Source organism: Psychrobacter phenylpyruvicus DSM 7000 = NBRC 102152 (assembly GCF_000685805.1).
Taxonomy (GTDB): domain Bacteria; phylum Pseudomonadota; class Gammaproteobacteria; order Pseudomonadales; family Moraxellaceae; genus Psychrobacter; species Psychrobacter phenylpyruvicus.
The window spans coordinates 25,484-47,338 of record NZ_JMKP01000016.1 but is presented as its reverse complement, the minus strand read 5'-3'; the positions used below and the strand labels follow the sequence as shown (position 1 = coordinate 47,338).

Here is a 21,855-nt window from a genome sequence, read left to right as displayed (position 1 = left end):
AAAAAAGTTTTTTCCAGCTTTTTTTGCTAATAATTTTCCTTGACATAACCGCTAAGCAATAGCCTATCAGTAGTTGCAAATTTGCAAGTATTTTTCATGGCTAATTGTTCATCTTAATTCTCGCAATTGAACTAGTAACTGCCGCTTTGTCAAGATAGCAAAAATTGTTTTTTTCCTTTATATTGTGCCTATATTATAGAAACCACCCTATATCTTGTGTTTTATCCAAAACACAGGCACTATAGGTACCGGGTAGTATTTTTCAGTACTGAAACGATATCATCGTATCACTTAGCAATAACTAGCGGAGACAGAAATGACAAATATGGATAATATTAAAGTAACAAAACGAGACGGCCGCCTGGAGCCAATCGATTTAGATAAAATCCATAAGGTCATCACTTGGGCCGCAGAAGGATTGGATAACGTCTCCGTTTCTCAAGTAGAATTGAAATCGCATATCCAGTTTTATGATGGCATCAAGACTCGTGATATTCATGAGACCATCATCAAAGCCGCAGCGGATCTTATTTCAGAAGACACGCCAGACTATCAGTATTTGGCTGCCCGTTTGGCGATTTTCCACTTACGTAAGATTGCCTACAATCAATTTGAGCCACCACATCTATACGATCATGTGGTGAACTTAACTGAGTCTGGCAAATATGATGAGCACATCTTACAAGACTACTCTCGTGAAGAATTTGATGAGCTAAACGAATATATCGATCACTGGCGTGACATGACCCTAGCCTATGCTGCTGCTGAGCAAATGGCTGGTAAATACTTGGTACAAGACCGTGTTACCAAGAAGGTTTATGAAAGCCCTCAGTTCTTATACGTGCTAGTGGGTATGTGTCTGTTTGCCTCTTACGATAAATCTGAGCGTATGGACTACGTCAAACGCTTTTATGACGCTGCCTCTACTTTCAAGATTTCACTACCAACCCCAATCATGGCAGGTGTTCGTACCCCATCACGTCAGTTCAGCTCATGTGTACTGATTGAGTGTGGTGACAGCTTAGACTCTATCAACGCTACCACCAGTGCCATCGTACGTTACGTATCACAGCGTGCCGGTATCGGTATCAACGCTGGTAACATCCGTGCCCTAGGTAGCCCTATCCGTGGTGGTGAAGCACAGCACACTGGTTGTATCCCCTTCTACAAGCTGTTCCAAACTGCAGTGAAATGCTGTTCGCAAGGCGGCGTCCGCGGCGGTGCAGCTACTCTATTCTACCCACTGTGGCACTTAGAAGTAGAGTCACTACTGGTACTGAAGAACAACCGCGGTGTAGAAGACAACCGTGTACGTCACATGGACTACGGGGTGCAAATCAACCGCACTCTATATACCCGCTTGATTAAAGGCCAAGACATTGCCCTATTCTCACCCTCAGACGTGCCAGGTCTATACGAAGCTTTCTTCGCAGATCAAGACAAGTTTGAAGAGCTATACACCAAGTATGAGCAAGATGAGAATATCCGTAAGCGCCAAGTGCCTGCCGCCGACTTATTCAGCTTATTAATGCAAGAGCGTGCCAGCACCGGTCGTATCTACATCCAGAACGTTGACCACTGTAACACCCACAGTCCGTTTGACCCAAGCGTGGCCCCTATCCGCCAGTCAAACTTATGTATGGAGATTGCTCTACCAACTAAGCCACTAGACAACATCAATGATGAAAAGGGCGAAATCGCTCTATGTACTTTATCTGCGGTGAACTTAGGTGAAGTCGAAGACTTACAAGACATTGAAGAGCCAGCAGAGCTAATCGTACGTGCCCTAGATGCGTTGCTTGATTACCAAGACTATCCAGTGAAAGCGGCTGAAAATGGCAGTATGCGTCGTCGTACCCTAGGCGTTGGTGTCATTAACTACGCTTACTACTTGGCCAAAAATGGGGTGAAATACTCAGACGGCTCAGCCCTAGGTCTAACCCATCAGACTTTTGAAGCGCTACAGTACTATTTACTAAAAGCGTCAAACAAGTTGGCGAAAGAAAAAGGCGCCTGCCCTGCGTTCAATGAGACCACTTACTCACAAGGTATCCTACCGATTGATACTTATAAGTCTGACTTAGACCAGATTTGCAATGAGCCATTGCAGTTAGACTGGGAAGCTTTGCGTAGTGAGATTAAAGAGCATGGCCTACGCAACTCTACTCTATCAGCGTTAATGCCTTCTGAGACTTCAAGTCAGATTGCCAACGCAACTAACGGTATTGAGCCGCCACGTGGTCTGGTATCGGTAAAAGCATCAAAAGACGGTATCTTGAAGCAAGTAGTGCCTGATATCTTAAACTTAAGAGACAACTACGAGCTGTTATGGCAGATGCCAAATAATGACGGCTACTTAAAGCTGGTAGCGGTTATGCAGAAGTTTATTGATCAGAGTATCTCTGCCAATACCAACTATGACCCAACTCGTTTTGAGGGCAACCGTGTGCCAATGAAGGTGCTATTAAAAGACCTACTAATGGCTTATAAGTTCGGGGTTAAGACTCTGTACTATCACAACACTCGTGATGGGGCCAACGATGCTCAGGCCGATATCGATGACGGCTGTGCCAGCGGTGCTTGTAAGCTTTAAGTGCACAAGATGAGCCTCAGGATGGGAGCTTTTTAACAGGGGAGAAATATGCGAGGCATGGGTAGTCTATTTTTAATGGCTATGTCCGTGCCTCGTCCCTCGGCGAAGAGCGGTTTTGTTCTTGGAATGATATCGCTAATATCGGGGCTAAACCTCTACTTTCATGCTACATCAATATATTTGACATATCTAATTCAATCTTATAAGTATGGATCGAAGGTCATCAGCTAAGCTATATAAGCTATATTGAAATGTACATTATTATTCATAAAAAACATAAATAAATTTAGGAGGTATAGTCAAACGGAAATGAAAATTATAAATTCTCTATATCTACCAGATAATATTTTGTATCGTGATGACTACGTAGGTCCTGTTTACAGATTTTTTACAGAAGAGTCGCACGCTGAAGACTTTATCAGGGGTAAGGTATACTTAAGCACTTTAGAAAAGTGTAGAAATTATGAAGATTCTGAACGTGGAGATAAACAAGAAGGACACCAAACATACCTTTCAGGTCATATTGTTGGAGATAGTAACGATCCTGATTTAGTTGAAATAGCTAGAAGAACTGGAATATTGGTTGGTGAAGGTAATAAAAATATTAGTATTAATAACTGTACCCATACAGAAATTATAAACGATGCTTATGTGCTATGTACTACTATCAATTTCTTACCTGAAAATTTTGAAGATACTTTTGGTAAATACTGTGTAAAAATTCATAATCCTAAGAAGTTTTTCATTACTATTTCAAAGAACTTAAACTCAACCCAAAATATTAAAAATGGGGTTATGGGCAAAGTAATATATAGAGATCGCCATTATACTGGACTCGAACCACCGCCTGGTCCAATAGGCTTTGTAAAACCTTCAAAACCCTATGAAAATCAGAAGGAATTTAGATTTTTGTGGCAGATGGATGAATGTCTTGAACTAAATCCACTTATATTAAACTGTCCTGAAATAGAAGGAATGTGTAGACGTATATATTAAGCAAGCATAGTCTAGGTTTTTAACCCAGCTTTTATACATACTACGATCTGCTGGGCTGAAGCCTCAGCCTACAACTTGCCTCCAAAATAATCTTGTAGGTTGGGTGAAGCTAGCGACACCCAACGATTTAAATATTAAACCATGTTGGGTCTCGTACCTCGACACCAACCTACTGTAAGCTAATAAGCCGTAGGGTGCGTCTCACGCACCAATGAAAATATTAAGATTAAATAGGTGCGAGGGGCGCACCCTACCTCTTTGTTTAACGACAAATCATAAAATACTGAGATAAAGATAATGATTAATTATAAAAGCTCAGCTAGTGCTATGATTTATCGAGATGGTGGTTCACTTGAATTGAGATTTACCGCTGAAGACAATAAAGATTATTGTATTTTGATAGAAGTGGTTAGTGACTCTCCTAACGACTGTAAACGATATCATCAACCAATGTTATTTAAAGGTTCATTTTCTATCAATAGCAATAAACCTGAAGACTTTATATGTCATCTAACTTGGCAACAACTAAGCACTTTAATCGATACCATTAAATTAGATACCGGTCGAAATTATAAACAACATTCTGACAGCTTTTATTTTAACTTGATTAAAAATATTTCTAATAATAATAGTTGGCTTATTGAGTAGTAGGGTGGGTTAATAACCCACTAACGATATATAAAAAATTGCTATATTAAATGGTGGGGTACATTTCACCCGTATTCTCTACTAGAACTCGGCGAAACTAACCCACTCTACTCGCTACTCTAAAAGGTTGCAAAAGTTATTAAGGCGCATTATGGACAACACATTAAATAAAGAAAAGAAAATATGCGATGAATGTCAGTCGCTCTATTTTGCAGCCACTTCTAAGATAGATAATTTATGTCCAGATTGCAGCCACAATATTTACGGCTATACAAATTGTAATCATCAATTCGTAAACGAAGTTTGTTCAAAATGTGGTTGGAATGGTCAATCATCTAAATTCGTAAAAACTCTGATGAATGAGTAATACCTACAGACTAAGATAAATATTGACAAGTTTCGTAGGGTGCGCACCCTACCCAAATAAAAACGGCTTCAAAATTTAAAAATTAACAGTTAAACAAACCCAAAAAAATGAAAGGTGAAAAAGGTAAAATCATGACATACTCAATCTTTTGCCAAACTCCAAATGATCAGCTCAAAGAGCCGATGTTCTTTGGTCAGCCGGTAAACGTGGCACGTTACGACCAACAGAAGCATCCTATCTTTGAACAGCTTATCGAAAAGCAGTTGTCATTTTTCTGGCGTCCAGAAGAGGTTGATGTCTCAAAAGACCGTATCGATTACAGCAATTTATCGAGCCATGAACAACACATCTTTATCAGTAACCTAAAGTATCAAACCTTGCTTGACTCGATTCAAGGTCGTAGTCCAAACGTAGTATTATTGCCACTGGTGTCTATCCCTGAGCTTGAAACCTGGATTGAGACCTGGTCATTCTCAGAGACCATTCACTCACGCAGTTATACCCACATTATTCGTAACATCGTCAACGACCCAGGCATAGTCTTCGACGACATTATGCAGAACGAGCACATTCTACAACGGGCTTCAGACATTGCTTTTTACTATGATGACTTGTATCAGCATTCACAGCTATACAGCTTGTTTGGTGCAGGCACTCATATGGTCAATGGCGAAGAGAGGTATGTTGACTTAAGAAAACTAAAAAAACAGCTATACCTATGCTTGATGGCAGTTAACGTGCTAGAAGCCATTCGCTTCTATGTGTCATTCGCTTGTTCGTTCGCTTTCGCTGAGCGTAAGCTAATGGAAGGTAACGCTAAGATTATTAAATTAATTGCTCGTGACGAAGCGCTACACCTAACCAGTACTCAGCACATGATCAATATCTTAGCCTCAGGTAAAGATGATCCAGAAATGGCTGAAATTGCTGAAGAGTGCTACGAAGAGAGTATCGACATCTTCCGTAAAGCGGCTGAGCAAGAGAAGGAATGGGCCGGCTATCTGTTCAAAGATGGTTCTATGATTGGTCTGAACAAAGACATCTTGTGTCAGTATGTTGAGTACATCACCAACTTACGTATGGAAGCTGTGGGTCTGCCTGCTCTCTTCCCAGACTCTAAGAGCAACCCTATCCCTTGGATCAACACTTGGTTGTCATCGGACAACGTACAAGTTGCGCCCCAAGAGACTGAGATCAGCTCCTACCTAGTGGGTCAGATTGACTCTGACTTATCAGACAGTGACTTTGATGATTTTGAACTGTAATCTGTGACAGAGGTGATAAGCATGTCAGCACCATCAGTACGACATGCTTTATGACTTTCAAAATTAGCGTGCCGTTGTTATAAAATGACCGCACGCTTTTTTGCCCTATTTTTTTATCTAAGCTAGGAAGCATTTCTCTATATAGTGAACCAATCTTAAGACTGGTTCGTCGATAAATAAACCATTACTAAGTGACTTCACACTATGACTTGGGTATTTACCTCAAAGACTCGCTTTTATCTTCATGACGATGAGACCTTGTTAGACGGCTTATTACGCACCGGACATGATATCAACTATCAATGCCGTGAAGGCTACTGTGGCAGTTGCCGCGTGAAGTTAACCGCCTCCTCTTATCCGATTACCTATGCCGAGCCGCCTCTAGCCATGATTGAACAAGGAGAAATCCTCGCCTGCTGCTGTCAGGTAAAAGGCATGATTCATCTAAAAGAAGTAAAGTAATAGTTTAGGCTATAATATATTGCCTATACGCTTGGCAATGTACTATACAAAACCATAAATCAAAAAAGTCCGCACTATGGCGGACTTTTTTGTAGTTATAGCTTTACTGTTTTTATACTCATAGCTTCAACAATTATTGCGGTAAGGGGTCTACTTTTGGTCTCGCCCCATTTTCAAACAATTCAATTAACTCTTCTCTAAGCTGCGCACGCTGCTCATCTGTCATAGGCGGGCCATTTTCTGGCTCTAGTAACATCTCAGGCTCCATTGGCATCTCTAAAGGTGCGGCCCCATCTGTTTGGGTAGGACGCTCCGCCAACACAATCTGAATGTTCATGTTCTTCGAGCCACGCACCACTTGCACTTGCAATACACTGTTAGGCATTTTGCGTGCCACATGCTGAATCAGGGTATTAGAGTCGGTCATCTCTACTCCATCGATAGACAGAATCACATCGCCTACTTTCAGTCCACTCTTAGCAGCAGGACTACCTGGGATAATATTACGTACCACAACTCCCGTGGTGGTTTCAAGTTGTGAAGGGTCACGCAGTTGAGACAGCACCTCAATACCTAGCCAGCCACGACTGACTTTACCATCTTTTATGATGGCATTCATCACTTGCTCAACTAGCGCAGTTGGAATGGCAAATCCAATCCCCATTGAGCCGCCTGAGCGGGAGAAGATTACGGTATTAATCCCCACTAATTCACCGCGAGCATCTACCAAGGCACCACCCGAGTTACCTGGGTTAATCGCCGCATCGGTCTGGATAAAGTCTTCAAAAGTATTTACCCCTAGGCCAGTACGTCCCGTAGCCGAGATGATACCTTGAGTAACGGTCTGCCCCACACCGAAAGGGTTACCAATGGCTAAGGCCACATCCCCTACTTCGATAGGAGTTTCTCTAAATGCCAAAGGCTCCAAGCCCGTCATATCTACTTTAATCACTGCCAAATCACTATCAGGATCGGTACCCACGACTTTGGCCACAGCCTTACGACCATCGTTAAGTGCCACAACGATCTCATCCGCTTTGGCAATCACATGAGCATTGGTTACAATATAGCCATCTTTTGAGACGATGACCCCTGAGCCTAAGTTGGTTTCTTGACCCGCATGCGGGTTTTGGCCATGGAACTCATAGAAGCGGCGCAAGATAGGATCATTCATATAAGGATTTTGAATGGTCTGCGTGGTATAGATATTAACCACCGAGCGTGATGCCTTCGCAACCGCATTGTGATATGACACAATAGGCTCAGGCTTATCAGAGTCTCTACCCGTGTTCAGTGGAATGGAGCCAGTCTCACTACGAGGAGGCTCCCAAGCGGGTTGTTGACTGGTTTTTTGTTCAATATAAACCCAAATAAAAGCTGCTAATACAGCAATTAATAATAACCAGGGTAGAATCTTCCAGACAACACTGGTTTTTGATGATGCAGACATATCACTCCTCGATGTCAAAGCGTGCAAATGGCACGAACACCAGACCTCAAATACATTTTAGATAACTTTAGCTTAAATAATTTTAGCAGTAGCCAGTGTTTTACGTTTTAAGGCAATGGTGAATATTTAGACAGTTTAAAAAATTAAAAATCACTTAAAATGGTATTAGTTTAACATTTGTTAGCCAATTACTGGCACATCCCTTTCTATTTTTAAGCGCTATATTGTTCAATTCATGTTACTTACAGCCTACTAAGCCCATTTTAAACGGCTTATTTTATAAAATAATTCCAAGTTAAGTCCTTTATCATTTGATAGAAAATTTATTAACCAGTATTTCTAAACCCAGAATTTCTAAACATATCATTTCTAGTTAAGGAGTTTGTAATGACCGAACTAAGCCCAATAGCCCTCGAACAGTGGTGCAATGACTACTTAAAAGCCACAGAGTTTAAAGACTACTGTCCTAATGGCTTACAAGTAGATGCCGACACCCCTATCAAGAAGATTGTTACCGGTGTTACCGCCACCCAAAACCTTATTGAAGCGGCTATCGAACAAAATGCCGATGCTCTATTGGTACATCATGGCTACTTTTGGAAAGGAGAGCCTGAGCCACTAACGGGAATGAAAGGCAAACGTATTCGTAGCCTACTCCAAAACAACATCTCTTTATTGGCCTACCATCTTCCGCTGGATGCTCATCCAGTCGTTGGGAACAATGCGGTGCTAGCTGATCTTTTAGATTTGCAAATTACCGGAGCTTTATACCCAGAAGAGAAGCATCCCGTAGGTAATATCGCCCAGTGTGACCCCATCGCCATTGATGACTTTATTAAAAAAGTTAATCAAAAACTACAGCGAAGCCCAATGCATATTAGTGCTGGCAACTCAGTAATTTCAAAAGTAGGTATTTGTACTGGCGGGGCCCAAGACATGATTGAACAAGCTGCTAATATGGGCTGTCAATTGTATATCTCTGGAGAAATCTCAGAGCGTACCACCCACTCGGCCCGAGAACTAGGAATTGATTATCTAGCCTGTGGTCATCATGCTACAGAGAGGGGCGGTATCCAAGCACTTGGAGAGGTGATTGCAAGCACTTTAGGAATACAAGTTAGCTTTATCGATGACCCAAACCCTGCCTAGTAAAGCTTTATACTAAAAGGGTTTTTGTAGTTATATTAAAAAATTAAAATAATCTGATTAAAATTATAATATATACCCAAAGACTATTTTTTAGTATAATTATCGCCTTTCTAAATGCGGCCCTCTAATTAAGTCAACAATTGTTGGTAAGTTTTGGTTTTTTTAGCAACAAATGATGATTTAATATTGAATTTAGCCCTTAATAGCACCATATAATTAAGATAGGACCGCCAAATTTAACAAACTATCGCAAGTGCGAATTTTGACTGGTTTAAATAAAACTAAACCTCAGCACTAATCTTGATATAGTAGCTCTTATAAAATAAAGTGCTTTTTATAAAATAAAGTGCTTTTTATAAAATATAGTACTTTTTATAAAATACAGCACTTATCAGGAAATAAAATGTTGAGTGAGGCTTTGTTTCAGCAAGTTAGTGATTATTAATGCCGGCATTGATCATAAGTTAATTAAATCTAGCTTATATGGTCAGTGCCTAAATCAATAATTAAAAGTAAACCTAATAGAGATGACAACGGATTTAGTAAATTTTAAATCCATCTAGTGGGGATGATATCTAAAGAGATTTATTTACTTAAATGTCATCAATACTAGGTCATAAACCCAATACTTATGAAGTTAGCAGTTTGACAAGTTAATGCAGCTGCTAATTTTTATTTAGAGGGTTTTATCATAAAGCAATATTAATTATGGTATTTAGCTTAGGGGTGCTTTAATTCGTCTTGTTAGCAATATTTTTGATTTTTAAGGAAGATACAAGTTTTAGATTCACACCAGTATCGTCTTTGATAAATCAAACGCTATAGGATCAATAATAATGGCTATTTGTGTTTTTGCCCACCTTTATTGATGCTTAATAGCCCTAGATAGCTTTATCGCTAATTTATGGTTACAAGCTTTATATAGCGTCTATATTGCTCATGACTGTGGCTTAAAGAGACTTTAGTACAATGGTGTATTAAGCTCTACACGGTATGGATAGTTGGACAACGGAGTCATCCATGAAACGACTATCGAATTGGATAAATCGCAAAGACAATAAAACTATCGCTTCTTATGTATTTACTACACCTTCAAACAGTTCCAAAAGTGCTCGTCAATTTTTAACCCCTCTATATCACAGTATACCTAATTCCAAACGTCCTACAGCGAACAAGAAGTTTGCTAAGACCAAAATGCTAGCGCAAATCTCTGGCATCGCTCTATTATCTCTGCCAGCGAAGAGTTTGACCACAGCGTTATTTACTACTGAAGCAGAAGCCTATGAGACCGTTATGGCCTCACAAACTTTAACCCTAGCTTCGGTAAAAGGAAGTAGTACCTATTTTTCAACAGATCGCTTTGAACATGGGTTTGGCTATGATATTGCTCGCACCTACGCTCATGATTTAGGCGTTGATATACAAGTAAAACAATATGATTCCGATGCTGAAGCATTAGCTGCTGTACGTGAAGGTAAAGCGGATATGGCTCTTACCACAGCCAGCACCAAGCTAAGCACAGAATCTGGTGTAGCCTCTATTAATATTAGCTGTGGCTTTGACAGCACCCTAGTAGCCAATGGGCTTCATCCCAAGACCAATTGGAGCTTTAGAAGCAGCACTGACCCTCTGGCAATAAAAGCCAGTCACTTCTTATGTGATGATGGTCAGTTGATTAATACCACCAAAATTGCCAATTTTTATGATCAAACTTTATTAAAAGATGATTATAACCGTAAGCATTTTGAACAGACTTTAACCGCTAATTTGCCCAGTTATAAGTCCTCATTTCAGCAGCAAGCCAGCGCCTATAATCATGACTGGCAGCTGTTAGTGGCCATGGGTTATCAAGAGTCGCATTTGGATGCCAATGCCATCTCACCCACTGGGGTTCGGGGTCTTATGATGTTGACCAATAATACCGCTAAAGCTATGGGAGTATCAGACCGAGTAGACCCGTATCAAAGCATTGGCGGTGGTGCTCGTTATCTGGAGCAAATGAAAGAGACCTTTGCAGATGTGCCTAATCCAGATCGCTTATGGTTTGCTTTAGCCTCTTATAACATGGGCCCTAATGCCATAAAAAGCATTCAGCGAAAAATCGAGAAAGACGGCAAAGACCCAAATAGCTGGTCAAATGTATATGCTTACATGTCAGATCATGCCAGTCAGAACTCTCGCTATGTGCAGTGCATGGACTATGTAACCAATATTCGTAGCTACTTAGAATCCTTGAAGATGCAAACTGTTTAGGCTTCTAGGAGTTCAACCGGCCGTTTAAGGCTAGCTATCAAGCCTAGCAACCAGCCCTTTAGCTAAGCATCTAGTCCTAATTATATTTAGCCTATTACAAAGCAAAAAAAGAGCCCAGTTTCAAACTGAGCTCTTTTTTTATGGACAATGCATTACTAAGCAGTAGTCGCTAAAAGCTTAATATCTTAACTGCTAAAAGCAACTTACTGTCTATGTTATTGAACAGGTACCTTAAGAGTCTGACCCAGTTGTAACATGGCAGTGCTGCTAATTCCGTTCATCTCTGCCAATTTCTCTGGGCTAATACCATACTTCTTAGCTAAGCCAATTAAGCTATCACCAGATTTGACCTTATAGCTAGTGGTAGTGGCAGGAATAGTGATTTTTTGACCGACCTGTAGCTGAGCATTGTTTTGCAAGCCATTAGCACTGGCTAGCTGACTAACACTCATACCATGTTGATTGGCCAAACGAGTCAATGAATCACCAGATTTCACCGTATAATTGCCACTAGTCGTTACTGCAGCTGCTGAACTTGAGCTAGAGTTAGAGCTAGAAGAAGATCCTGAAGAGGAGCTGCTGGTGTTGGCTTTGCTACTTGGAACTTTTAAAGTTTGACCAACGAATAGTCCTGCTGTCGGACTAATGTTATTTGCCTCAGCCAACTCTGCAGTAGACACCCCATACTCACGGGCTAAGTTGATTAAACCATCTCCCGCTTTTACTTTATAAGTGCCAGTATAACTCGCTTTTGAGCTAGAAGAACTGCTCGAGGTGCGAGTATTTTTGGTAGAGGAACTGCTGCTCGCTGCACTGCTGCTCGTGGCCGCTGAATCACTACCTGGAATGGTAATAACCTGACCAATCAACAAGTTTGAGGTGACACTTAGGTTGTTGGCCTTAGCGAGATCCGCAACAGATAGATTGTATTGGTTAGCCAAGTTGGTTAATGAATCCCCTGCCTGAACCTTATATTTTATGGTCTGATTATTCAAGCTACGAGCCACTTGATCTTTACCGACCGGTAACTTAATGCTTTGACCCCGTTGTAATTGAGTGGTCGCTGAGAAGTTATTGATTTCAGCAATTTGGGTATGAGGAACCCCAATTCTGTTGGCAATTCCAATTAGCGTCTCACCCGATTTTACAGTATAACGAGTGGTTTCACCGCTATAGCGACTTGAAGAGCTGCTCTTATTGCTACTTGATGAGCTTGAGCTGGTTGTGTCTGCCGGTACTGTTAGACGCTGCCCTACCAATAACTGCTCATTTGGACTCATGTCATTCATTGCTGCCAATGTAGTCACTGGAATATTAAAGCGTGACGCAAGCCCTATCAGACCTTCTCCACGTTGCACTGTATAAGACTGGGTCTTACCACTATAAGCTGATGAAGAGCTGCTTGAGCTGCTAGCTTCACTGGTTTTTACCATACCTGGGATCAACCACAGCTTTTGACCTGCACGCAACTGGGCGTTGGTTGGCAGACCATTATAACTTGCCAAACGTGACACGCTTAGGCCCACACGATTTGCAGTACCGATTAAAGTATCGCCTGGACGTACAATATAGGTATTGGGTTGAGCGTCAGCTTGAGTGGCATCGGGTTTAGCTACCGCTGTATCTAATGGTTTGATTGGCTTAGCATTGTAAAGATATAAACTGGTGCCTGCCAATAAGGTTGAGTTAGGATTAATTTGGTTCCAATCTGCAATATCACGCCAGTTTAAGCCTGCTCGTGAGGCAATATTAACCAAGGTATCACCACGCTGTACAGTATAGGTGCTACGGGTACCACTTGGCTTTGGTGGCGTGGTTTGCTGCTGTGAAGAGCTTGGACGATCAAAGCTGATTTTTTTCTCTTCGCCGCGCGCCTCTAAGATAGACTGCTGAGTCTGAATGGCTTCAAGTTTGATATTACCATCGACTGAACTGACCACTTCCCCCACTTCTGGAGACTGCTGACGAATCTGTTGTGAAATAAAGCTTTTTTCTTCGGCCGATAAAGGCGGCTCTTGAACAATGGTAACGTTCTTAGTCAACTGAGCAGAAGTAGTTGGCAACGTATTTGATGCCGCAAGCTCCGACTCAATTCTTTTCTTTTCACTGGCACTAATAGGTGGCTCACTTATAGTCACCCCTGGTGAGAATGAAGGAGTTGGCGCAATATAGCTACTGGTTTGTTGTGGAGCACGTGCCTTACTCGCAAACTCTGCTAAACCGTCAGGCGACTTTGACAGTACCTTATATTGTGAATCAGGAATACTATAAGGAGAGCTATTGTTAGTGTTGCTAGCCATAATAGTGCCGCCACTGCCATTTAGACTACTTAGCTTAGAGTCCACTACCACGTTAATTTGGTTAGGAATAATGACACGGTTTGGTCCTGCACTGTCTACTCGGCCACTGCTCAAAGAGGGGTTTAGAGCTTTTAACTCATCATAACTCACCCCAGTTAGCTGCGATACCTCCATCAAACTTACGCCATAGTTGACTGGTACACTTCTAAAATGCTGACGGTTGGCAATGGCCGGTAAATAAATGCTGTATTGATTGGTATCTTTAACAATTTGCGCCACTGCCATGAAGCGAGGTACGTAATGCATGGTTTCAGTAGGCAGTGAAAGCGACCAGTAGTCAGTAGGCAAGCCTCTAGCACGGTTAGCATCAATGGCTTTTTGAACCCGACCTGGACCAGCGTTATAAGCCGCCAAAGCCAGCTCCCAACTGCCGAACTGGTTGTGTAGTGAGGTTAAGAAGTCATAAGCTGCACGTGTCGATTCAATAACATCGCGGCGACCATCATAAGTTGGGGTTTGAGTTAGACCATAGATACGGCCAGTACTTGGAATGAACTGCCATAGGCCGGCAGCCGCTGCGTTACTGGTTCCTGTTGGGTCGTAAGAACTTTCAATGACAGGCAATAAAGCCAGCTCTGTTGGAATGTTACGGCGCTCAGCTTCACGCACAGTATGATACAAATAACGACTCGCACGTGCCGTTAGACGATTGATATATTCTTGACGGCTAATAAACCAGTTTTTCTGAGCATCAATTCTTTGCTGCTGACCATAACCATAGTTTTGGTTCATGCGGAATCCAGCACGCATTCTATCCCACAAGTTACCATATTGCTGAATGGCTAGCTTATCGTCTTCCACCATTTTCATATCGGTGGCTTCTAGTAAGTTTTCTAACTCTGCTAAGCTTTCATCATCTAATAAAGAGGTGCTATATCCTCGGGTAGCAGGAACATTAGATACCGCTTCATTTTGTGCAACGGGGACACGAATCACCTGTTGTGTACCTTGTACTGGTGCTGTGCTGTTACAGCCAGCTAGAATAACTGAGCCTATAGCAATAACTAAAGGTAGCTTACAAAATTGAATAGTGGTATTTCTAAAATTCATGACAATGACAACCCAGAGTGATAAGTGAATAAACAGTTTTATAATTTATAAAGTAGACTTTCAAAAGAGATAGAAAATTTCTTGCTGCAAAGTATAGTAGCTTTTAATAGTAACGGGTATCACTAATAACCTTAACTAGTGGGCAGCTTCTCAACGCTTGAGTATATCAGCATTTTCATCAATACAAAAAACGAAAAAGTTTGTAAATATTACAAACTTTTTCAAAACGAACAATCAGGCTGTGTTATTCAATAGTAACTTGTGACACTGCTCGTAAAAGTACAGCATTGTTATTGTCAGATTTCAGTGTGGCCCGTGAGGTGGTGCTCATAGTGCGCTGCTCACCATCTTTCACCCAAGTTTCTACCGTTTTAACATCGGCCTTGGCCTGCTCGCCACTGATCACTATATTAGATATCGAAATATCATAACTGTAGTTACTAGACTTAGACCAGCTGTCTTGTAGAAGCTTTAAGTAAGCTGATTTATCTAAGCTAGTGGTTTTGCCACGACGTGATAGTGAAATCAAAGCTTCATCTACCACTAAGCTTGACACCTTACTGACATTTTTGCTGTTGGCTGCTTGCTTCATCTGAGTAGCATAATTTTGAACAGCAGCTTCATTGATTGCTGCTTGAGCGGAAGTAGCCGCAAAGCTAACTGCAGCAATCATAGCTACTGGAGCTAAAGCACCAGCTAAAGACTTTCTAGAGCCAAATAAACTCTTCATCATAATTTCCTTAATATAATATTCGTGAATTTAAGCTGAAGACTATCGCTATAGTTGTTGTAAATGTCTTAGCCTATGTTATCTATACTACTACATTTAAAGTAGGCTTATCCTAGTTGATTATTAACGGCTTGTAATATTTAGTCACAAATTAAAATGAGTTGTTTTATCTATACTCATCTCTGCTCATCCATCATTGCTCATTATTGTCATCATCATTTTCGACTAACATACCTAAGCGTGCTGAACGGCGCTGCATCATTTGACGAGCTAAGGCCTGCATATCCTCTACTCTATCCACTTCGTCCACAATCTCTAAGCCAAGCAGCGTCTCTAATACATCCTCTAACGTTACTAAACCTTTAACCTCGCCATACTCACCCACTGTAATAGCAATATGAATACGGCTATTTAGCATTAAGTCTAGTAAGTCAAACAACTTCATCTTAGAGAATACGAAGGTGATTTCACGCTTATAGCTTTCTAATGGCTTGTCCATGTGATTATTGGCTTTTGCCAATAAAATATCTGACTTTAAAACAAAACCCGTGACTTTATCCAAATCTTCATCATAGATAGGCAAGCGAGAAAACATCAGCTTAGGTCGGTTTGCCAATAGTTCAGCAACTGTGATCGACTGATCAAAGGCATGCATCACCGATCTTGGCGTCATAATATCCTCTACCTTAATTGCCCCAAAGGCTAGTAGGTTTCTAATAATACGCGACTCTAAAGGATCTATTTGACCCGACTGCTCACCCACACTGGCCAAAGCAGCAAATTCATTACGACTAAAAGTGTGAGCTTTCTTACCTCGGGTTAGGAGCTTAGTAATCTTTTCTGAGAACCAAATCAGCGGATATAATAAAAATATAGTGCCCTTAACAAAATAAGCAACTGGTCCAGACAATCTACGCCAGTACACGGTACCCAAGGTTTTGGGGATAATCTCCGAACCAATTAATATAATCAGTGTCATCACCACCGAAAACACACCAAACCACTGACTACCAAAGACTATCGTAGCCTGAGCACCCGCCCCTAATGAGCCCACTGTATGGGCTACTGTGTTTAGGGTCAAAATAGCGGCAATTGACTGGTCAATTTTATCAATTTTGACTTCTTTTAACATCGCCGATTTTTTTGGATTCTCTTCTGCAATAGAGGCCACATAAGAGGGCGTCATAGTTAACAACGCAGCTTCAGATACCGAGCAGACAAAAGAGACAAATACTGACAGTACAACGAAGGCTATCAGTAGCACAACGTGAACACTGTAAGCAGAGGTTTGGATAGCAATATCAGCGGAACTGCCACCAGCTGCATAAGCAACTAATGGCAGTGAGGCGATAAGAGTCAAGAAAATAGTAGTGTTACGGGTAAAGCGTGATGATCGTCTAAATCGAGCTTTCAAGTCAAACACCTAATGTAATTAACATTTAAAAAGTAAGAGTTACAGGATATCATTAAACCTATTACGTTTACATCCATTTATCATTAACACCTTCACGTAACGCTTTGCCCGGTTTAAAATGAGGAATGGATTTTTGTGGCACCATAACCGTCTCTCCTGTCTTAGGATTACGGCCCTGTCTAGCCTCCCGATGATGTAAACAGAAAGTTCCAAACCCTCTAACTTCAATGCGATTGTTTTCAATTAGTTTTTCAGAAAGCAGATCAATAATCTCTCTAACTGCCTCATCGACATCTGTATCAGAGATATAGTCGCAACGCGCAGAAACATCCTGAATTAAATCTGATTTATTTATAACTTCTGTCATATCCTTGTGACCTTAATTATTAGTTGAAATACCTTTAAAGATATAGTCCTTTAACAACCTTATAAAGTCGTCTAACAACCTTATAAGCAAATACCATCACTTATATCATAATGGCTATTTTAGCGAACTACAAAATAGCACTGCAAAACTAAGACATACCTTATGCTTTACAAATTAGCACATCTCATAGCATATTGATATTAAATCATAAGTTACGGCATCTGTGGAACTATTATTCAAATTTATAAAAAAATAGCAAATAATTCCCAAAAACTGAGTACAAAAAAGGAGTACCCGAAGGTACTCCTTTTTTTTAACAGCTTATAGCTATTAGTTATTTATCAAAGATTAGTCTTCTTGCATTTGCTCTTTGATTAAGTCACCAATAGTTTTTGGCTGTGCTTCTGGAGCTGCTTGAGTGCTACCAAGCTCTTTAATAGCTTGACGCTCTTCAGCTTCGTCTTTAGCTTTGATTGATAAGCTAATACCACGTGACTTACGATCAACGCTGATGATTTTCGCTTCAACAGTGTCGCCTTCGTTCAAGTGCTTAGTAGCATCTTCAACTTTGTCACGCTGGATTTCAGAGGCACGTAAGTAACCTTCAACTTCGTCAGCTAAGGTGATTACGGCACCTTTAGCATCTACTTCTTTAACAGTACCAGTAACGATTGAACCACGGTCGTTAGCTACTAGGTACTCGTTGAATGGATCAGAGCTTAACTGCTTGATACCTAGGCTGATACGATTCGCTTCAGCGTCAACTGATAGAACCATAGCTTCAACAGTGTCGCCTTTGTTGTAGTTACGGATAGCTTCTTCGCCAGCTTCGTTCCAAGAGATATCAGATAGGTGAACTAGACCGTCGATACCACCGTCAAGACCGATAAAGATACCGAAGTCAGTGATTGACTTGATAGTACCAGTTAACTTATCGCCACGGTCATATTTCTTATCGAACTCTTCCCATGGGTTTGGTAGAGTTTGCTTGATACCTAAGCTGATACGACGACGTTCTTCGTCGATATCTAGGATCATAACGTCAACTTCGTCACCAATCTGAACTACTTTAGATGGGTGGATGTTTTTGTTAGTGTGATCCATTTCTGAAACGTGTACTAGACCTTCGATACCGTCAGAGATCTCAGCGAAACAACCATAATCAGTTAGGTTAGTTACGCGAGCTTTAACGATGCTACCTACTGGGTAAGTACCGCTTACGTTATCCCAAGGATCTGTACCTAGTTGTTTTAGACCTAGGCTTACGCGGTTGCGCTCACGGTCAAACTTAAGTACTTTAACTTTAAGATCTTGACCCACTTCAACAACTTCTGATGGGTGCTTAATACGGCGCCATGCCATATCAGTAATGTGTAGTAGACCGTCGATACCACCTAAGTCTACGAATGCACCGTAGTCAGTTAGGTTTTTAACGATACCTTCAACTTCGATACCTTCTTCAAGCTTATTAAGTAGCTCTTCACGCTCAGCTGAGTTTTCAGCTTCCATAACCGCTTTACGGCTAACAACTACGTTGTTACGTTTCTGGTCTAGTTTAATAATTTTGAATTCTAGTTCTTTGCCTTCAAGGTGCGTAGTGTCACGGATTGGACGAACATCAACTAATGAACCTGGTAAGAAAGCACGTACTGAACCAACATCAACAGTAAAACCACCTTTTACTTTGCTTGAGATGATACCTTTAACAATTTCATCGCCTTCAAATAATTTCTCAAGCGCATTCCATGTCTCAACACGTTTTGCTTTTTCACGTGACAGTAAGGTTTGACCCATACCGTTGTCAACAGCTTCAACAACAACATCAACGCTATCGCCCACTGCTACTTCAAGCTCGCCATTTTCGTCTAAGAACTCTTCACGAGCTACCACACCCTCAGACTTTAAACCAGTGTCAACTGTAATCCAATCGCTATCGATTGCTACAACAGCACCGCTGATAACTGAGCCACGCTCAATATCAAGACCCTGCTCTTCTAGACTCGCTTCAAATAGTTCAGCAAATGATTCCATTATGATTACCTTAATATAGCCGTATCCTGTCCAGCACAGTACGGTTCAAGTTAATGAGAATAAAAGATTGACGCTGGTTTTACTCTTTTGATTCTCATTTGATAAAAACGATTAATTTATAGGGGAAAAACCAAACCGATCCATTACAGTGAATGGCTATTTGGTTTACTGCCTAATTTGCTAACTTTAGCTTATTCGCTAAAACAAATACCCTTGGTTTGGCAGAATTTTTTAATTTTTATATAAACTTCTTCAGCATCCAATTTGGAGCTGTCTAATAACAAAGCATCCTCAGCTGGCTTTGAAGGAGCAACACTGCGCTTTTCATCGCGCTCATCACGCTGTTTAATGCTATTTAAGATAGCTTCGTAATCTGCATGCTGTCCTGCTTGCTCCAGCTGTGCTACTCGGCGCTCAGCTCTAGCTTCTGCACTGGCCGTCAAATATACTTTGGCATCTGCATTAGGAAAAACTACCGTTCCCATATCTCGGCCATCAGCAATAAGACCTGAGTGATTAGCCATATTCTGTTGTAGCGCTAATAGTGCTGCCCTTACTTTGGGTAAAGCAGCCACTCGTGAAGCATAACCGCCCACGGTTTCATTTCTTATCTCGCCGGCGACACTAGTACCATCTACTACAATATCAACTTCACCACTATCGCGTGGGATAAATTCAATATCTAATTGCGCAGTTAATGTGGCAATATTATCTTCATCTAGCGCTGTCAATTCTTGCTCCGCCAACAAACCCGCTTCAAAAGCTTTTAAGCCAACAATACGGTAAAGCGCTCCGGAGTCCAGCAAGCGATAATTTAATGCTTGAGCCAGCTTCAAACAAAGTGTGCCTTTTCCTGCGCCACTTGGGCCATCAATTGTAATAACAGGAAAGCTCATCTTTTTATCACCTACTGCTGCATTAAGTTTGCTAGTTCTAAATTAGCTAGCTCTAGTTTTACTAGTTAAAACTGGCTATTTTTTTACTAATTATAACTGGCTATTTTAGCCAATTAAATGCTCAATTTTTAGCGTTATTGGGAGTAAAGCTTTGGATAATAGCTTAAGTAAAAACCTATTAATAACTCCGTAAACGCAAATAGTGCAAGATTATAACAAATAAAGAAGCACACCACTAGATAATATTAACGATTTATACACAAAATTAGCGTTAATTTTTATCAGCAGCTCTATTCCCTATTTATCTTATAAAACCGCTTTTATTTAAGCTAATTGTTTTATTAAACTATTTGTTCTTTTTTTTATTGCGCCTTGCTTTAAAAAAAGATTTTAATATTTTTTGGCTATCCGGCTGCAATAAACCAAAGCTTACCTCGATCTTATGATTATAAAAATCCATTTTCGTTAAGTTCAACTGACTGCCCACCATACCTGCCCGCGGCTCTTGTGTGGCAAATACTAGCCTTGCTAGCCTTGCATGTATTAATGCTCCAAGGCACATAGTACAAGGCTCTAAAGTAACATATAACGTCGTATTCGCCGGTAATCTATAGTTTTGTATGCCACTACAGGCTTCTCGAAGCGCCACTATTTCGGCATGAGAAGTGGGATCACAGCTCAGTATGGGCTGATTAAAACCCTCTCCAATAATACGGCCTTCATGCACCAGCACTGCCCCCACAGGAACCTCTTCTCTAGCTGCCCCTTTTTTGGCCAAAGCTAAAGCTGCTTGCATAAACTCAACGTCACTGAGTGGCCAATAGTCGGCAGTGGCCAAATAGTCGCTATAACTACTGGGCTTAGTCTGGGGTGGTAACCTTTTTATATCAATCATTTATCTGGCTTTTAATCAGCGTTTATTACACAGGTTGCACATTAAAACAAAGCATAAGCATAAATTAAAGCAAAGCTTAAAACTCCCAAAAAATTATTGTGGCAATTGCCAATCAATAGCCTTTTTGCCATGTTGCACCAGATACTCATTGGCTTTTGAGAATGGCTTAGAGCCAAAGAAGCCGCCTCTATTGGCTGCTAACGGTGAGGGATGTACCGCCGATAAAATTAAATGCTTTTCAGTATCAATGAACTTGCCCTTAAGCTTAGCCTTACTGCCCCACAGGATAAACACCGTATTTGAGGTTTGCTCATTCACCACATCGATTACCGCATCGGTAAATTGCTCCCAACCTTTGCCTTGGTGGCTACCGGCATTACCCTCTTGCACCGTCAAAGAGGCATTTAACAGCAGTACGCCTTGCTTTGCCCAATGGGTTAAATCGCCATGCTTGGGCGGAACGGTACCAATATCATCTGCCATTTCTTTCACAATATTACGTAGTGAGGGTGGCATCGGAATCATCTTAGGCACAGAAAATGACAGACCCATAGCTTGCCCTGGTCCATGATAGGGATCCTGTCCCAAAATCACCACTTTCACCTCTGACAATGGGGTGAGATTAAATGCATTGAACATTTGACTGGCTTTAGGATAGATACTTTTACCAGAGCCATACTCCTGCCTCAAAAAATCTCGTAAATTATCCATATTCTGCGAGGTCAGCTCATCTGCCAGTGCCAACTTCCAGTCTTCAGGCATTTGTACTCGTGCTAATATGGCTTGCTTTTCAGCTTCACTTTTTTGCGGTTGATCGGAGTCAAATAACTGCATAAGGATACTCTTTATATAATTATAAATTTCAGGGTCATTATAGACCTTAATATTAGGATAAAAAAAGAGGTCAACCTTGGGCTAACCTCTTTTTT

The 21,855-nt window shown here is 41.0% G+C and carries 16 protein-coding genes; 7 read left to right on the top strand and 9 right to left on the bottom strand.

The genetic code is table 11. The features are described 5' to 3' along the window. Window positions 1–316 precede the first annotated feature (316 nt). The 5 genes from nrdA to yfaE all read left to right on the top strand — a co-directional run bounded on the left by nrdA (window position 317) and on the right by yfaE (window position 6,331). Window positions 317–2,593, top strand: a complete 2,277-nt coding sequence (nrdA, locus tag G561_RS0107715; RefSeq protein ID WP_028859023.1) for a class 1a ribonucleoside-diphosphate reductase subunit alpha — start codon at window positions 317–319, stop codon at window positions 2,591–2,593. Window positions 2,594–2,902: 309 nt separating this feature from the next. Further along, the gene (locus tag G561_RS14270) at window positions 2,903–3,589 is read left to right on the top strand and encodes a hypothetical protein (protein ID WP_051584443.1); all 687 of its coding nucleotides are present in this window, start codon (window positions 2,903–2,905) and stop codon (window positions 3,587–3,589) included. Window positions 3,590–3,886: 297 nt separating this feature from the next. Continuing rightward, window positions 3,887–4,237, top strand: a complete 351-nt coding sequence (locus G561_RS0107705) for a hypothetical protein (RefSeq protein ID WP_028859022.1) — start codon at window positions 3,887–3,889, stop codon at window positions 4,235–4,237. A 498-nt stretch (window positions 4,238–4,735) separates the two neighbouring features. Next, complete coding sequence (gene nrdB, locus G561_RS0107700; RefSeq protein ID WP_081794416.1) at window positions 4,736–5,869, top strand: class Ia ribonucleoside-diphosphate reductase subunit beta; 1,134 nt, start codon at window positions 4,736–4,738, stop codon at window positions 5,867–5,869. A 204-nt stretch (window positions 5,870–6,073) separates the two neighbouring features. Beyond that, window positions 6,074–6,331, top strand: coding sequence for a class I ribonucleotide reductase maintenance protein YfaE (gene yfaE / locus G561_RS0107695; RefSeq protein WP_028859020.1), 258 nt, complete (start codon window positions 6,074–6,076; stop codon window positions 6,329–6,331). A gap of 133 nt (window positions 6,332–6,464) precedes the next feature. On the opposite strand, the gene G561_RS14265 is transcribed toward yfaE, so the two are convergent. Continuing rightward, window positions 6,465–7,781, bottom strand: a complete 1,317-nt coding sequence (locus tag G561_RS14265) for a S1C family serine protease (protein WP_037031972.1) — start codon at window positions 7,779–7,781, stop codon at window positions 6,465–6,467. A gap of 387 nt (window positions 7,782–8,168) precedes the next feature. Between G561_RS14265 and G561_RS0107685 the strand changes: the two genes are divergently transcribed. Further along, a complete protein-coding gene (locus G561_RS0107685; protein WP_028859019.1) occupies window positions 8,169–8,930 on the top strand; it encodes a Nif3-like dinuclear metal center hexameric protein in 762 nt (253 codons plus the stop codon). Window positions 8,931–9,950: 1,020 nt separating this feature from the next. Continuing rightward, the gene (locus tag G561_RS0107680) at window positions 9,951–11,183 is read left to right on the top strand and encodes a transglycosylase SLT domain-containing protein (protein ID WP_028859018.1); all 1,233 of its coding nucleotides are present in this window, start codon (window positions 9,951–9,953) and stop codon (window positions 11,181–11,183) included. A gap of 215 nt (window positions 11,184–11,398) precedes the next feature. On the opposite strand, the gene G561_RS0107675 is transcribed toward G561_RS0107680, so the two are convergent. The 8 genes from G561_RS0107675 to G561_RS0107640 form a co-directional block, all read right to left on the bottom strand. Further along, window positions 11,399–14,593, bottom strand: coding sequence for a lytic transglycosylase (locus G561_RS0107675; RefSeq protein ID WP_028859017.1), 3,195 nt, complete (start codon window positions 14,591–14,593; stop codon window positions 11,399–11,401). A gap of 244 nt (window positions 14,594–14,837) precedes the next feature. After that, a complete protein-coding gene (locus tag G561_RS0107670) occupies window positions 14,838–15,326 on the bottom strand; it encodes a hypothetical protein (protein WP_115342947.1) in 489 nt (162 codons plus the stop codon). Window positions 15,327–15,516: 190 nt separating this feature from the next. Then, window positions 15,517–16,737, bottom strand: a complete 1,221-nt coding sequence (locus G561_RS0107665) for a CNNM domain-containing protein (RefSeq protein ID WP_081794413.1) — start codon at window positions 16,735–16,737, stop codon at window positions 15,517–15,519. A 67-nt stretch (window positions 16,738–16,804) separates the two neighbouring features. After that, entirely contained in the window at window positions 16,805–17,104 is a 300-nt protein-coding gene (locus G561_RS0107660; protein WP_028859014.1) for an integration host factor subunit beta, read from the bottom strand. Between the two features lie 348 nt (window positions 17,105–17,452). After that, window positions 17,453–19,135 carry a 30S ribosomal protein S1 gene (gene rpsA / locus G561_RS0107655; protein ID WP_028859013.1) on the bottom strand — a complete coding sequence of 561 codons (1,683 nt, stop codon included), beginning with the start codon at window positions 19,133–19,135 and terminating at the stop codon, window positions 17,453–17,455. A 191-nt stretch (window positions 19,136–19,326) separates the two neighbouring features. Next, window positions 19,327–20,031 (bottom strand): (d)CMP kinase, encoded by a 705-nt coding sequence (gene cmk, locus G561_RS0107650; RefSeq protein ID WP_028859012.1) that lies wholly within the window; start codon window positions 20,029–20,031, stop codon window positions 19,327–19,329. 346 nt (window positions 20,032–20,377) lie between these two features. Further along, complete coding sequence (gene tadA / locus G561_RS0107645) at window positions 20,378–20,926, bottom strand: tRNA adenosine(34) deaminase TadA (RefSeq protein ID WP_115342946.1); 549 nt, start codon at window positions 20,924–20,926, stop codon at window positions 20,378–20,380. A gap of 93 nt (window positions 20,927–21,019) precedes the next feature. After that, window positions 21,020–21,760, bottom strand: a complete 741-nt coding sequence (locus G561_RS0107640) for a uracil-DNA glycosylase (protein WP_037031970.1) — start codon at window positions 21,758–21,760, stop codon at window positions 21,020–21,022. Window positions 21,761–21,855 lie beyond the last annotated feature (95 nt).

Bases quoted from the DNA above. Each gene is read 5' to 3' on its own strand.
- nrdA (WP_028859023.1), top strand. From the start codon at position 317: ATGACAAATATGGATAATATTAAAGTAACAAAACGAGACGGCCGCCTG.
- G561_RS14270 (WP_051584443.1), top strand. From the start codon at position 2,903: ATGAAAATTATAAATTCTCTATATCTACCAGATAATATTTTGTATCGT.
- G561_RS0107705 (WP_028859022.1), top strand. From the start codon at position 3,887: ATGATTAATTATAAAAGCTCAGCTAGTGCTATGATTTATCGAGATGGT.
- nrdB (WP_081794416.1), top strand. From the start codon at position 4,736: ATGACATACTCAATCTTTTGCCAAACTCCAAATGATCAGCTCAAAGAG.
- yfaE (WP_028859020.1), top strand. From the start codon at position 6,074: ATGACTTGGGTATTTACCTCAAAGACTCGCTTTTATCTTCATGACGAT.
- G561_RS14265 (WP_037031972.1), bottom strand. From the start codon at position 7,781: ATGTCTGCATCATCAAAAACCAGTGTTGTCTGGAAGATTCTACCCTGG.
- G561_RS0107685 (WP_028859019.1), top strand. From the start codon at position 8,169: ATGACCGAACTAAGCCCAATAGCCCTCGAACAGTGGTGCAATGACTAC.
- G561_RS0107680 (WP_028859018.1), top strand. From the start codon at position 9,951: ATGAAACGACTATCGAATTGGATAAATCGCAAAGACAATAAAACTATC.
- G561_RS0107675 (WP_028859017.1), bottom strand. From the start codon at position 14,593: ATGAATTTTAGAAATACCACTATTCAATTTTGTAAGCTACCTTTAGTT.
- G561_RS0107670 (WP_115342947.1), bottom strand. From the start codon at position 15,326: ATGATGAAGAGTTTATTTGGCTCTAGAAAGTCTTTAGCTGGTGCTTTA.
- G561_RS0107660 (WP_028859014.1), bottom strand. From the start codon at position 17,104: ATGACAGAAGTTATAAATAAATCAGATTTAATTCAGGATGTTTCTGCG.
- rpsA (WP_028859013.1), bottom strand. From the start codon at position 19,135: ATGGAATCATTTGCTGAACTATTTGAAGCGAGTCTAGAAGAGCAGGGT.
- cmk (WP_028859012.1), bottom strand. From the start codon at position 20,031: ATGAGCTTTCCTGTTATTACAATTGATGGCCCAAGTGGCGCAGGAAAA.
- tadA (WP_115342946.1), bottom strand. From the start codon at position 20,926: ATGATTGATATAAAAAGGTTACCACCCCAGACTAAGCCCAGTAGTTAT.
- G561_RS0107640 (WP_037031970.1), bottom strand. From the start codon at position 21,760: ATGCAGTTATTTGACTCCGATCAACCGCAAAAAAGTGAAGCTGAAAAG.